This window comes from Sphingobacterium siyangense, assembly GCF_023277505.1.
GTDB lineage: Bacteria > Bacteroidota > Bacteroidia > Sphingobacteriales > Sphingobacteriaceae > Sphingobacterium > Sphingobacterium siyangense.
Map to the genome: position 1 here is coordinate 5208509 of NZ_CP080574.1, position 14085 is coordinate 5222593.

The window sequence follows — 14085 nt, forward strand, 5'->3', positions numbered from 1 at the left end:
AATAAACTCATTATACTCAACTACAATGAAACACCTCTACGCCATGGAATGAAATCGTCTTGCCCCAACAACACCGCTTTTGGTTGCACTTCACCGGAAGCAACTTCTATCACATAATCCAAAATACGATGTGCAACTTCCTCAATAGTCTCTGTACCTTCGATAATGGTACCACAGTTCAGATCCAGGATATCGGGCATTTTCTCAAAAGTTTTGGTATTTGTTGAAAGTTTCACAACCGGTGTAATCGGGTTACCCGTGGGTGTACCTAGGCCAGTCGTAAACAAGACGATATTGGCACCTGCGGCCACCTCTGCAGTGGTACTTTCCACATCATTACCTGGAGTACATAATAAGTTTAACCCCGGACCGTTGGCCAATTCAGGATAATCAATCACTGCTGCAACAGGTGAGGTTCCTCCTTTTTTGGCTGCTCCTGCAGACTTAATCGCGTCAGTAATTAAGCCATCACGAATATTTCCCGGAGAAGGATTCATATAGAAACCCGAGCCATCAGCCTCGGCTTTTGCATTGTAAGTACGCATCAGCGACATAAAACGCTCCGCAGTTGGCTCATCGATACAACGATCACTCAACTCCTGTTCCACGCCACATAATTCAGGGAACTCCGCCAGAATCACCGATCCGCCTAAAGTCACCAAAATATCCGACACAAAACCGAGCGCAGGATTGGCAGAGATACCCGAGAATCCGTCCGAGCCACCACATTCCAGTCCAATACACAATTTGTCCAATGTGGCTGGTTTGCGCTCATTTTTATCAGCTTGCATCATCCCCGCAAAAGTTGCTTTAATAGCCTTTTGCATAAGTTCCTTTTCAGTTCCTTCTTTCTGCTGCTCGAAAATATATAGCGGGCGATCAAAACCAGGGCTTCGCTTTTCAATTTCCGCCTTCAGAATAGAAGCCTGCGCATGCTGGCATCCTAAACTCAATACGGTTGCCCCCGCAACATTCGGATGGGTAATATAGCCAGCCAAAAGACCGCATAATGCATCCGAATCCATACGCGTTCCACCGCATCCCATCTCATGATTCAAAAACTTGATTCCATCGACATTTTTGAATAGGCGTTCCTGCTCACTGGAAGTCGAATTAGCAAGCAGATCCTGACTAAGGATCGCATTTACATCAGCACCAGACTTATATAAGCCGATGAGATCTTCGACCTCGGAAACGTAATTATTTGCTTTTACTTTATAGCCCAGCTTCTCCTCAAAAGCAGCTTTCAAGGTCAATACATTTCTGTTTTCGCAAAAAACTAACGGAATAACCAACCAGTAATTGGCCGTTCCAACAGTCCCATTTGAACGGTGAAATCCATTGAACGTTTTATCTTTAAATGCAGCAACATCAGGTTTTGTCCAAGCTGTCTTACGGTTGCCCATTCTAAAATCTTCCGACGCATGGCGCAAGTTTTCGGTGGTAATAAGTTCCCCTTCAGCTAAAGGAGTATTCAATTTCCCTACCAGAACACCATACATCAATATCTCTGTATCTTGTTCCATTGGCTGGATCGTGAATTTATGTTTGGCAGCAACAGCTTGCTTTAATGTAAATTCCTTACCTTCAAAAACAATTGTTGTTCCCTCAGCCAAGTCCTGTAATGCAACAAGGACATTATCCATTGGATGGATCTGTAAATAGCGCTGTATAGCCATAATTATACTAATTCAAATATTTTTGTCATCATTACCCATTTCTCTCCTGGCTTTGCCCCCGGAATAGCCGTCTGATATTTCCACATCAGCTGTTCCCATTCCTGAACTTTTTCATTGGCAGCATCCATAGCTGATTTTTTCTCAAACGAAAAATCTTCACCCACCTCCATGTTCATAAACAATCTATTTTCAAAACGATAGATCTCCATCTGCAGAATACCTGCCTCCAGAATCGAGCGTTTTATTTCCGGCCACACTTCACGGTGGTAATCCTCATATTCCTTGATCAATTGTGGATCGTCCACAAGATCCAAGGCCATGACATATCTTTTCATTACTAACTAATTAATGTGATTTAAGATTTTCTGTTTCCGCAATACTGACATTTCTATTTTGGAAAGCAAACAATAAGACAACAATAAAACAAACCAATGGTACAAAATAGCCGTATTGGAAATGTCCCGTTTTATCGGAGATAAAACCCAATATTGGAGGCAATAAAGCACCACCTACAATAGACATGACGATCAAACTAGAAGCAGATTTGGTATCGGCACCAATACCTTGTACACCAAACGCGAATATTGTCGGAAACATAATGGACATAAAGAATGCAATGCCAATCAGCGCATAAAGGGTCTGAATACCCGATCCGAAAATGACAAATAGGGATAGAACGATCGCTATAGCGGAATAGATGATCAAGAGCTTGGATGCTGATACAAAACGCATAAAAAATGTACCGATAAACCGGCCCAACATAAAAGCCAATCCAGCGAACCCAGCATAATCGGCACCATCCTTACCCGATATTCCGGCAGCTTCTGTTGCATATAATACAAGGAAGCTTAAAATACAAACTTGCGCTCCCACATAGAAAAATTGAGCCACCACTGCCCAACGCACATTTTTATGACGCAATGCGTGGAAAAAACCGGCTCTACCTTCTTCCTCAGCATCTTTGATATCAGGTAATCTGGTAAAGAAAAACAACGCAGCAATCAATAAGATCAATATCCCCAGTACCACATAAGGCAATTTCACAGCAGCTGTTTCCGACTGAATATACGCCATCTTTGCCTGCTCAGCCATTTGCGCCAGTTCTTCCTGTGATTTGGGTTCATGGGATAAAATAAATTTTCCCCCAAAAATCGGAGCAACAAAGGCTGCTAACCCATTAAAAGACTGCGCAAAATTTAGTCTTTGCGCCGACGAAGCTGGATCTCCCAAAATCGCTACATACGGATTTGCAGCGGTTTCCAGAATGGTAAGACCACAGGCTACAACGAACAATGCCCCCAAAAAGAAAACATAACTTATCGTATTGGCCGCAGGTACAAAAAGAAAACAGCCAATGGCAAAAAAGATCAATCCGATCAGAATACCAGCTTTATAGCCGTATCTTTTCATGATAATTCCAGCAGGAATCGCCATCACAAAATAAGCGATAAATACAGCCGAATCGACTAAGGAAGCCTGAAAATGGGATAAACTAAACGAATTCCTCAAATGCGGAATTAAGATTGGATCAAGGTTATGAATAAATCCCCAAAAAAAGAACAAGGATGTCACCAAAATCAAGGCAAATGCGTAACTCTTTTTATTCGTCATATTTTTCAAATGGTTATAAGTAGTTATTTAATGTAAAATAAGCTTAAAAATGCTAGACAATATTCAAGTATATTATCAAATTATTAAGCTATATTACCATAGCTAAACTGAATTATGTAACTTTACTGCATATATTTCATAATTATGAAAGCACAGCTGCTTCATTTAAATAGCAATCTTGAGCATTCGTTCAACGCGAGAAGAGACAATACGCCCCAATACCATAATCTTTGGCATTACCATGAAGAACTGGAATTAATTTATTTTGCCAAAGGCTCAGGCACCCAATTTATTGGCGATAGTGTCCGGCGCTTTGAATCAGGCGATATTACCCTTGTTGGTTCAAACCTGCCTCACTATTGGTTATTTGACGAAATTTATCTTCAAGAGGAAGGAGCAGAAAGCGCAGATATTCGTGTAATTCATTTTAAGGAAAACTTTTGGGGAAATGATTTCATTAATTTACCTGAAAATAAATCCATCAAAGACCTTATACGCGTATCCAAAAGAGGCATTTCATTATTGGAGAGCAGCCGACTAAAAACTGTGCAATTAATTGACGCTATCTTGGCAGCAACAGGTACCACACGTATTATTCATTTATTAGAAATCTTACAATTTATTTCGGCCGAAGAACAACATGATCTGTTAACGAGCCCCACTTTTACCATCCAGCTGCAAGATCAGGACGCCAACCGAATGCAGATTGCCATGCAATATATCGGTGAAAATTATCGCGACCAGATACGGCTGCAGGAACTTGCTTCCCTAACGGGAATGACGCCCAATTCTTTCTGCCGCTATTTCAAATCACAAATCGGAAAAACACTCTTTCAGTTTCTGATCGAAATGCGTGTGAAGACAGCCTGCAATTTATTAATAGAAAACAAACAGACGGTGAAGCAGATCTGCTTTGAATCAGGTTTTCAAAACTTTTCGAGCTTCCATAAATACTTCAAAAATGTAACTGGCACTACACCGCTCAGCTTTCAGCGATCAAAAACTTAAGACAATTTTACCCAATAAGCTTGAATCTTCCATCAATCGATGGGCTTCAGCAGCCTCCGCAAAAGGAAGCACGCGGTATAAGGTAGGTTTGAAATCGCCAACGCTGAGCTTCGGCCATACTTGAGACCAGATATCATCCCGTAGCACTTGCTTAAATTCACGGTCTCTCGCCCGCAGCGTACTTCCCGTTAGAACAATCCGTTTCTGCATTAATTTGAGCAAGTTTAACTCGACTCTTGCGCTTTCCATCGCATTAATGTAAACCAATCGACCATCAGGGTTCAATAGATTGATATTTTTCTCAAAATATGATCCGCCAATACTATCTAAAATAACATCAACTCCCAAAGGCTTCAGCGCCTCCAGAAAATCCTCCGTTTTATAATTTATTGTTTTACTGGCTCCCAATGATTTACAAAAGCTAGCCTTTTCAGATGAGCTGACTGTCGTATATACTACCGCACCAAACAAGGTCGCTAACTGAATGGCCGTACTACCAATCCCTCCAGCACCACCGTGCACTAAAAAATGATCGTCGGCCTGCAACTTACCCCTTCGAAAGACATTGTCCCAGACTGTAAAAACGCTCTCGGGCAGCGAGGCTGCCTCCGCAAAACCCAAATGGTCGGGAATAGGTAAACAATGTCCCTGATAGACTTTCGCATAGGAAGCATAGCCACCACCGGCAACAAGCGCACATACACGATCACCAATAGCCCAATCGACCACATCCTTACCTTTAGCGACTACAATCCCTGCTATTTCCAATCCCGGTATTCGCCCATCTACACCGGCTGGTGCCGGATAGTTACCTTTACGCTGAAAGACATCAGGTCTATTCACTCCTGCAGCCTTTACTTCCACCAAAACTTCAAGTTCACCGATCTGCGGCATCTCCACATCACGGACTTCCAAAACTTCCGGTCCCCCCGGTTCAGTAATAATGACGGCTTTCATCATGATTTTTTCGGGTATTTCTGTAATCTTATATTGAGCGAAAGCATAAAATAACGAGCCAGGCGATTGTTCCGAACATCTAAAATATCATTTCCCACCACGGCACGTGAAATACCAGTATTCTGATTCATCAGATCGAATCCCTGAAATCTCAACATCCCCAAGTTATTCCTTCCAAAAGTATATTCCATATAGGCATTGATTATCGTCGGATTAATATTGTTCCATGAGCTCGAATAACCCGCATTAAATTTTTGAGAAAGCTCAAGTCCCATGGTAAAATGTTTCCCTAAATAAGCTTTAGATCCCAACCCAACAATCCCTGAATGTGCCGTGATATTGTCTTGTACAGGCCAGTCAAATGTCGCCCTGTTTAAAGAATAGTTTCCATTTAATTCGGCTTCAAAGATATCACTCCAGGTATAGCGGAATTGAAGAGCCTGCGTAAACAAAAAGTGTCCACCAAAGCTCTTTTTATCATTGACATAGGAAATATTGTTGTAATAATCTGCATTACCATTCAAGCTCATCTGCAAATTATCCGACAATAAAGAAGCTGTAAACAAATAATAGCTTTTAATATCATAATAACCTTCTGTATTGCGATAGGTCGTTTTCTGTATCGTTGAATTAGGTTCAATTGTCCGGTTTGCTACAATCTTGTCATTTACCAAATTAAAAGCCAGACTCGCTTCTAAATATTGCCCTCTTCGTGTAATGGACTTCCGATACTTTGAAACAATACTATGTGCAAATTCGGATTTCAAATCCTTATTTCCGATCACAATATTTTGTGTGTTGGTATTATCCACCACAGGCTGTATCTGATAGAAGCTAGGCTGGTTATTACGTCCATAATAGTCCATGGAAAGATCCTCTTCTTTGGTAAACTTCCATTTCAATCCAGCAGAAGGCACGAGGTTAACATTTGAATAGGAGGTTTTTATCAGTTTGTCCGTTGAACTTCCCGTTAATTCGGAAGGCTGAACAGCAAAACCGAAGTTCACTTTCACTTTCTCGCTTAAATCTTGCCGATAAATCATGCCGACTTTATTGCTAGCAAAGGAATAGTCGTACTTCAAACTAAGGGAGTCTACCAGTATGGGGCCGTTGTTAAAATTATTGTTATTATCAAAAGTGGAGCGGCGAGCATCAATTTTGGTATAGTCGAAATCGTAATTAATCTCCAAGGTACCACCTAAATCAACAGGCTCCACCAACGACAACCGACTTTGGATATTTTTATTTTCATTGCTGGAACGGACCATTTGATTCAGATAAGTCTCTGTTATTTTTGGCACATTCGTGCTACTGTCGATCGCTCTATTAAAATCGCGCACTTCCTCATCTTTATCCAGGGAATTAAAATCCGTATGCAATGTATAAAGTACTTTCCGCCCCGGTTTAGTAAAACTTCGCACGTAAAAAAGATCTAAAGCCGCTGCAGGACTTTCTGTACTATTGGCCGCGCCATAGTTTCCCGTACTGCTCAACCGATTATTTTGAATCCTTCTATCTTTTAACGTATTGCTGGTCGAATTGGTCCAAGATAGTTTGGGTGATATTTTAAGCTGATCTTTGGGCGACAGCTTCATATCAAAATCCCAGTCCATTTTATGTATACGATCGATTGATTTTATCTTGTAGTCTTCATAATTACTAATCAAATTATTCGCTGCTTTGCCGTATCCATATATCGATTGTAATAAGGAATTTCCCTGGATATAATTATTGCGCTGCGTAAAGGAATATTTACCGCTTGCTGTTACCGTTTTAGAAAGTGGACTAGAGAAACTCCCCCCGACAGATCCGATTTTATTGACCCCATCCGTTGGATCCGCAAAGTCGGCTAGCTCGCCCATTTCCCGTTCCCGCTCCCCTCCATTGGGAGAGCCGAAAGAAAAGAGATTGGTATTCGTATTATTCACCGATGCGATAACAGAGTACTCTTTACCGTCATTGAAACGATTCAGCCCAGCACTCCCCAAATAACGATCTACCGAACCACCGCCAAGCGTGGCTTGACCAAAAGTAATTTTCTTCTTATCATCTTTGAGCACGATATTCAGGACTTTCTCAGATTCTGCACTTTTAATTCCTTTTGCGGTCGCCTCATCACCATAAAAATCAATAACCTGTACACTTTTCACAAAATCTGCAGGAAGGTTACGTGTAGCAGTGAGCACATCGCCACCAAAGAATTTTTTTCCATCCACCTTAACAGAGGATATGGGCTTACCGAAGGCATAGACAGAACCATCACGGGAGACCTGTATATTGGGCAATGCTTTAAGAGCCTCTTCTAAGAGTGCCCGACGATCAAATTGAAAGGCATCTAGGTTAAATTGAACAGTATCCTGCTTATATACAATGGGTTTATATTTCAGTACAACAACTTCTTTTAAAAGAGATACATGGGGAAACATGGTCAATTTTCCGACATCCAATTTAGCTGTCGTGCTATTATATAACGGATAACTACGCTCCAATATACTTAAGCCCAGCTGGCTACAGCTAATACGAATATCATTACCGAGTACACGACTAAAATGAAAATAACCTGTTGCGGAAGTGGATGAGAACAAGGTATCGCGAGAACTCGTCAGATGAACACTGACGCCATTTAAGGGCCTTCCTGCAGTATCTACAACAATTCCATAAACTTCTTTTTTTGACACCTGCCCTAAAGCGCTTTTGGGTAAAAAAAACAAGTTCGTTATAGCTAAAAAAAGTACTAACCGGATAATATTCCCGCCCCTTAGTTCCATCAAATAGACTTTGCAATAATACAATTCAATATAAGAATTCTTAAGCTATTAACGTAAAAAGTTGTGATTTTGTATATAAAAAAACGAGCTGTTTTCTCAACAGCTCGTTTTTTACACTATTTTTTACAATTTATTATTCACCCGCAAAGGCAACCTTAACGAGGTGTTTGTCAATTTCCCAACGACCAGTACCGTCTTCACCAATCACATCGAACAACTCAAGGATACGTCTTGCAACAAACTCCTCTTCTACTTGCTCTTCCAAGAACCATTGTACAAAATTAAAAGTAACATAATCCTTCGCTTTAGCACATTTATCGGCGATGTTGTTGAACTGTTCAGTAACAAACATCTCTTGTTCCAATGTTTGTTCAAAAACGCCACGGAACGATTCAAAATCTTGAGGGATACCTGTAACTTCCGGAGAAATTGCACGACCACCGCGGTTGTTGATATAATTGAAAAGCTTCAACATGTGCTCACGCTCTTCGTTGGATTGCTTCGCAAAAAATTCTGAAGCATTTTCCAAACCTTGATCATCACACCATGAAGACATTGCCAAATATAAGGCTGAAGAATGAGCTTCAACTTTAATCTGTGCATTCAATATATTTTCGATCTCTTCTTTCAAAGAAGATTTTAATTTCAATAAATCTTTCATATTTACCTTAAGTTTAATTTCTAAAATATCAACAGGTGAAACACATTATCACCTGATTACACTACAAAGATACAGTAGATCTTCAAAATCTGTATCAAGAATATGCAATACAAATTCAGTCTAAATTAGACATGGAAACCGCAACTTGTTTAGAATCAATACAATTACAAATACGTAATATTGATACTTTCAATAAGCGATAAATTAAAACAATAAGTGGCTTAAAGGCCTAAAAATCATTGAATGTCAATAAAACCAGCGGGCGGCCTCATTGACACTTATTTAAATTAAAATTAAATAAGGTCTTTCCAAACAAAAAGCGGTGTACATCACAGACGTACACCGCTTTTTTCAATTCGTTTATATGTATAGCCTTATGCAAAAACTGCAAATGGCGAAACCTGCAAACAAGTTCTAACGACGCTATTCAGTTCCATCATAAATTTAGCGCCATCTAACAATTCGCGCAACTGAAGGACATCCTCTACAGCTAAGATGAAACACCTTTCGGTACGGAAAGGCATAATGACTTCAAAATCCGATGAACGTGTTGTGTCGTGAAGCATGTGCTCAACATCAATCGCATCGATACGCTTCTTAAACTTCAAAAAATCCGATACCGAGAAAGAAGTTGTTTCATTATTATATTCCAACCAGAAACAATTTTTGCGGCTACATTGATAAACTGTACCTGCTGTGGTTGAAAAAACTTCCTCAACATTTGCTAACGGACAAACCAATTTTGACATTTCTATTTCTCTTATCATTTAAATCGATCAAAAATAAATATTATTTATAATCAATCCAAGTAAAACAGAAGATTATTTTGATTTAATATAAATAAGCCTTTCAGCGAGTAATGGAAATAAATACTTCATGATTTCACATGGATCAACAGCCCCGAAAATCCACGTAAGATTCTTACTGGCCAATTACGATTAGAGCGGTACAAAAAAAGAGGCCAGTTTTTATAACTGACCTCCTACATTTACATCTATATTTTAATAGTTATTAATCGTATTCTTCCTCTTCTTCTTCCTCTAGGGTAAGAACTTCATTACGTCCATTGATAACTGTATTTTTTGTCTTTGTTTTATGTTTATTAATCTGTCTACGCAAGGATTCCACAGCAATATCTGTCGCCTCCTCAAAGCTTTTCGCTTGCCCTTTCGCAAAAAGCTGGCTTCCCGGGATATTTAATTTAATTTCTGAAATTTTATTTGCCTCATCATCGACATTTTCCAATCGCAGGTAGCATTCGCCACCAATAATGGAATCCAAAAACTGCTCCAATTTTCCTGTTTTCTTTTTGATAAACTCGATTAGCTTTTGATCAGCAGTAAATCGAATGGATTGCACAGTAATGTTCATTTTTCCTCCTTTTTTTAAGCTTTTGGATGAGCTTGTTTATAAATTGACTTCAATCGTTCTGCTGAGTTATGCGTGTACACTTGTGTTGCCGCAAGCCCCGCATGCCCCAGCAGCTCTTTAATTGCATTTAAATCCGCCCCATTGTCCAACAGGGCCGTTGCGAAAGTATGTCTCAAAATATGAGGACTTCTCTTACCTTGAGTAGAAATCAGCGTCAATTGCCGATGTACAATATCATAGATCAGCTTGGCATATGCCGGCTTTCCTTCTTTCGTAACGATTAGTAAGCTGTTATTAGTATCAACAAATTGCGTCGCCTTTTGTTGCAAATAGTTTTTCAATTCTTTCAATAAAAGATTATTGATCGGAACCAAGCGTTCTTTGTTCCTTTTACCTAATATAAGAATATTTTTATTAAAAAAATCGATATCCTGCTCCTTAATTTTCAACAATTCGGCCAAACGAATCCCGGTACCGAACAACAATTCCATAACCATATAATCGCGACAGGATTCAAATCCATCCTGCTCCTGTCCCATCTGATCCAATAAACGCACCAGCTTTTCCTTTTCAACGACTACAGGTAGTTTTTTAGCAGTTTTTAACGCTTTAATGAGTGTCATGGGATTTTTCGCGATACACTCTTCTCTTTGCAAAAATTTAAAATAAGTTCGCATGGAGGACATACTCCGGTTGACCGAACTCGCATTTTTTCCGGACTCTACCATTTGCGCGAAATAATGGCGTAAATCACGGTATACGATATCCGGCACGGTCAGTCCCTCACGATCCAAAAAAGACTGAAACATCTCCAGCTCATGCTTATAGGCAATAACCGTATGTTCTGAATACCTTTTTTCAATCTGCAAAAACCGAATAAACTCCTTTTCCAACATATTTTCCCTTGCTATATAGCTTAAATTACAAACTTAAAAGCACAAAAAAAAGGGAAAAGCAATGCTTTTCCCTTTATATTTTAAAATTATCAGCGAATCAATTAGTTAGCTACATCTTGATTCAAAGATTGTTTGTAAATCGCTTTTTTCACTTGAATGCGACGAGTTACAGATCTCTTTTCGTAAGCTTGACGTGAACGCAACTCTCTTAAAACTCCAGTTTTTTCGAATTTCTTTTTGAAACGTTTCAATGCTCTATCTAAAGATTCTCCTTCTTTTACATTTACGATAATCATGCGTTATATATACCTCCTTTCGCCGCTTTTAAATTTAAAGTGGGACAAAGGTAAGCTATTTATTTTTAAAAAGGAAAAAAAAATTATTTTTTATAACAATTCGAATTCTTCCAACAAAATTCTTAGCGGTTTCTCCTTCGTACACAATGCCGTATGCCAACCCAATTGCTTTGCTGTCGCCAGATGTTGAGGGCTGTCATCAATAAATAAAGTCTCCGCCGGATCCAATTGTTGCTCTTGCATAACCAATTCAAAAATCTCCGCATCCGGTTTGCGCATCCCTACTAAATGGGAGTAATAGGTCTTTTCAAAAAAACCTTCATTGTCGGCAACACCATATTTCTCATGAATATCATTCATACAATAAGCATAATGAATTGCATTGTTGTTACTTAACAAAAAGGTACGGTATCGATCTTTCAACTGGATTAAAATCTCATGATTACCCTGTGGTACACCGATCAGTAAACTGTTCCAGGCTGTATCAATCTGTGCATCCGTCAGTGCTGGGTTTTGGGTTAATTCTCTTATCCCCTCACGAAATTGCGTCGAATCAATTTTTCCTTTATCAAAATTATCAAAAAGTGCACTTTGACCATGATGTCCAAATACGGCATCAACATTTTCTATACCTAACTGAGTAAAAGCATCTTTCAATTTTACAAAGTCGATCATAAAGATCACATTCCCATAATCAAGAACAATATTTTTAATTTTTTCCATCGAATTATTTTGAAATATCGATACAAATATCGATAATTGCATCGTCAAAACGGCACAACAGCTGTTTAAATTGACAAAACAAAAGACCTGCTCCTATAGCTCAGTCGGTTAGAGTAGAAGACTCATAATCTTTTGGTCCCTGGTTCGAGCCCAGGTGGGAGCACAGAACAAAAAAGTCGCTTTTCTATATAGAAAAGCGACTTTTTTGTTTCTTAGACATCCATGTTTATTAAGGAAATTGACCTAGGGAATCCCTTCTCTTTTTTGAGCATAATGTAGCAATTAAAAAAGTAACCACACCTTATGATTGCTAAAGAAAAAAAATAGCCATCTATATGTCAACAATTTAAGAACAGTACAAAAAATCTGACGAAATAAACAGGCCAAATCATATAGCAGATGCCAATCTATTCCTTCATTTTCTAGAAATATTTATTCAAAAAAATACAAACAAAAATCTTATTTGTAATTATTCTAAATAAAAATGTAGATTTGCGCCATTCTTACCATGAAACAATATTGGACAGCTACATTAAAAGGTTCTTCTGAAGCTTTTGAATCCTTATATGACTTAGTATATCGAGAGCTTTTCGCTTATGGCGTTATGTTGGGATATTCGCGCGAGGCCGTAAAAGACGGTATACAACATCTTTTCTTAGAACTATGGGAAAAACGTGACCGTCTGCCCGATGTTGATAATATCAAGTCTTATTTAATGACATGGCTACGCCGTGTACTGAATGACCATCGCGTATTGAATGAAAAATTAAATTCAGGAAATTATCAGCCCAATGATAATACACCTTCACATGAAGCTTTACTCATACAACAGGAAACCGTAAACGAAACCACTGCGCGTCTATCAAAAGCATTGGAATCACTCACACCTAAACAAAGACAGGTGATTGACCTTAGGTTTTTTCAAAATATGTCTTATGAACAGATCGCTTCCAAAACAGGCAATAGTCAGCGTACAATCTATAACATTGTATATGAATCTGTTAAGATTTTAAAAGAAAAAAAATAAAAATAATCCGGTAAAAAAACGGAATTGCTCCCTCTACCTTCACATATACATGAAAAAAATTTATAACGACAGCGTTGATTTGCTCAGTGACGAGAGTTTTGTGTCTTATCATAATGGAACCGCAAATAAACAGGAAATTCATTTTTGGGATACATGGATCGCAGAAAATCCGGATAAATTGGATCTTGTTGCAGACGCGCGAAAGATGCTCGATACCCTAAAAATGCATATCACCGAAACGGAATATCAAGTTGAAAAAGACAAACTATTTGCGACACTCGAAAGCAAAGTGCCTACAAAAACTCGAAGACTGACAACGAGATGGCGCTGGATCGCCGCAGCATCAATCCTGCTCATAGGAACATTTACATTCCGTCAGTTTTTCTACAAAGACTCACCTCAGCGTACTTTAGCTGTAAATACAGTTTCCGCTGAACAATGGCTCAGTGTCGTCGCCCAAAATGGCAAAATGGTTAAAGTCAATCTAACTGATGGCAGCCAGATTACGTTGATGGGTGGTAGTAAACTAAAATACCCCAAACATTTCCGTAAGGATACAATGTATGTCCTGCTAGATGGCGATGCACGCTTTAACATTGCAAAAAAGCCTGATCGCACATTTGCTGTAAAAACAGGCAATACCTTGGTAACAGTATTAGGAACACAGTTTTTGGTAGAACAAGCTGACACTAAAAATACCAGAGTCAGTTTGTTTTCTGGAAAAATTAAATTGACCAACCAATTAAACAACAAACAAGCCCTACTCAGTCCAGGACAACAGGGGTATGTCACAAATCAGGAGATCCATCTCGATAAATTTACGCCAACAGAGATCAATAATTTTGCAGAAGGTATTTTGCATTTTCAAAATGCTTCTTTTGCTGAAGTCGCGCGAAAAATGGAGCAATATTATGGTATCCACATCTCTCTCAGCAAACCAAATGCACGATGGCGGTATAGCGGGCATTTTGAGAAGCTGCCTGTTGAGACCGCACTCGCCGCGATTTGTTTTTCAAAAGAATTGTCATCAAAAAAAATAGCAACAGATACCTATGTGCTTTATTAAAAAAACAGTAAGACGAACCTGT

At 39.0% G+C, this 14085-nt stretch carries 14 protein-coding genes and 1 tRNA gene; 4 read left to right on the forward strand and 11 right to left on the reverse strand.

Annotated features, from left to right (window positions below; genetic code table 11):
- Positions 1 to 20 precede the first annotated feature (20 nt).
- Genes K2F45_RS21935 through fucP form a run of 3 tightly spaced genes read right to left on the reverse strand, consistent with a single transcriptional unit; the run spans position 21 to position 3290 of the window.
- Entirely contained in the window at positions 21 to 1679 is a 1659-nt protein-coding gene (locus tag K2F45_RS21935) for a UxaA family hydrolase (protein ID WP_075993926.1), read from the reverse strand.
- 2 nt (positions 1680 to 1681) lie between these two features.
- A complete protein-coding gene (locus K2F45_RS21940) occupies positions 1682 to 2014 on the reverse strand; it encodes an L-rhamnose mutarotase (protein WP_075993927.1) in 333 nt (110 codons plus the stop codon).
- A gap of 10 nt (positions 2015 to 2024) precedes the next feature.
- Complete coding sequence (gene fucP / locus K2F45_RS21945) at positions 2025 to 3290, reverse strand: L-fucose:H+ symporter permease (protein ID WP_075993928.1); 1266 nt, start codon at positions 3288 to 3290, stop codon at positions 2025 to 2027.
- A 144-nt stretch (positions 3291 to 3434) separates the two neighbouring features.
- Between fucP and K2F45_RS21950 the strand changes: the two genes are divergently transcribed.
- Entirely contained in the window at positions 3435 to 4298 is an 864-nt protein-coding gene (locus K2F45_RS21950; RefSeq protein ID WP_075993929.1) for an AraC family transcriptional regulator, read from the forward strand.
- On the opposite strand, the gene K2F45_RS21955 is transcribed toward K2F45_RS21950, so the two are convergent.
- The 8 genes from K2F45_RS21955 to K2F45_RS21990 form a co-directional block, all read right to left on the reverse strand.
- Positions 4287 to 5258 (reverse strand): NAD(P)H-quinone oxidoreductase, encoded by a 972-nt coding sequence (locus K2F45_RS21955; RefSeq protein ID WP_312352184.1) that lies wholly within the window; start codon positions 5256 to 5258, stop codon positions 4287 to 4289. The genes K2F45_RS21950 and K2F45_RS21955 overlap by 12 nt on opposite strands.
- Positions 5255 to 7933: a TonB-dependent receptor gene (locus K2F45_RS21960; RefSeq protein WP_232475595.1), complete on the reverse strand. Its 2679-nt coding sequence runs from the start codon at positions 7931 to 7933 to the stop codon at positions 5255 to 5257. The genes K2F45_RS21955 and K2F45_RS21960 overlap by 4 nt, the downstream gene beginning before the upstream one ends.
- A 223-nt stretch (positions 7934 to 8156) precedes the next feature.
- Entirely contained in the window at positions 8157 to 8684 is a 528-nt protein-coding gene (locus tag K2F45_RS21965; protein ID WP_075993930.1) for a ferritin, read from the reverse strand.
- A gap of 374 nt (positions 8685 to 9058) precedes the next feature.
- Positions 9059 to 9451: a DUF6686 family protein gene (locus K2F45_RS21970; protein WP_232475596.1), complete on the reverse strand. Its 393-nt coding sequence runs from the start codon at positions 9449 to 9451 to the stop codon at positions 9059 to 9061.
- 244 nt (positions 9452 to 9695) lie between these two features.
- Positions 9696 to 10055, reverse strand: coding sequence for a ribosome hibernation-promoting factor, HPF/YfiA family (gene hpf, locus K2F45_RS21975; protein ID WP_070563758.1), 360 nt, complete (start codon positions 10053 to 10055; stop codon positions 9696 to 9698).
- 14 nt (positions 10056 to 10069) lie between these two features.
- Complete coding sequence (locus K2F45_RS21980) at positions 10070 to 10951, reverse strand: tyrosine-type recombinase/integrase (RefSeq protein WP_075993932.1); 882 nt, start codon at positions 10949 to 10951, stop codon at positions 10070 to 10072.
- Between the two features lie 101 nt (positions 10952 to 11052).
- Positions 11053 to 11247 carry a 30S ribosomal protein S21 gene (gene rpsU / locus K2F45_RS21985; protein WP_046672133.1) on the reverse strand — a complete coding sequence of 65 codons (195 nt, stop codon included), beginning with the start codon at positions 11245 to 11247 and terminating at the stop codon, positions 11053 to 11055.
- A gap of 90 nt (positions 11248 to 11337) precedes the next feature.
- Positions 11338 to 11970, reverse strand: a complete 633-nt coding sequence (locus K2F45_RS21990; RefSeq protein ID WP_172840733.1) for an HAD family hydrolase — start codon at positions 11968 to 11970, stop codon at positions 11338 to 11340.
- Between the two features lie 89 nt (positions 11971 to 12059).
- On the opposite strand from K2F45_RS21990, the gene K2F45_RS21995 reads away from it, so the two are divergent.
- The 3 genes from K2F45_RS21995 (at position 12060) to K2F45_RS22005 (ending at position 14063) form a co-directional block, all read left to right on the forward strand.
- Positions 12060 to 12133, forward strand: a tRNA-Ile gene (locus tag K2F45_RS21995).
- Between the two features lie 345 nt (positions 12134 to 12478).
- Positions 12479 to 12997, forward strand: a complete 519-nt coding sequence (locus K2F45_RS22000; protein ID WP_075993934.1) for an RNA polymerase sigma factor — start codon at positions 12479 to 12481, stop codon at positions 12995 to 12997.
- Between the two features lie 49 nt (positions 12998 to 13046).
- Positions 13047 to 14063, forward strand: a complete 1017-nt coding sequence (locus K2F45_RS22005) for a FecR family protein (RefSeq protein ID WP_075993935.1) — start codon at positions 13047 to 13049, stop codon at positions 14061 to 14063.
- The last annotated feature ends 22 nt before the right edge of the window (positions 14064 to 14085 follow it).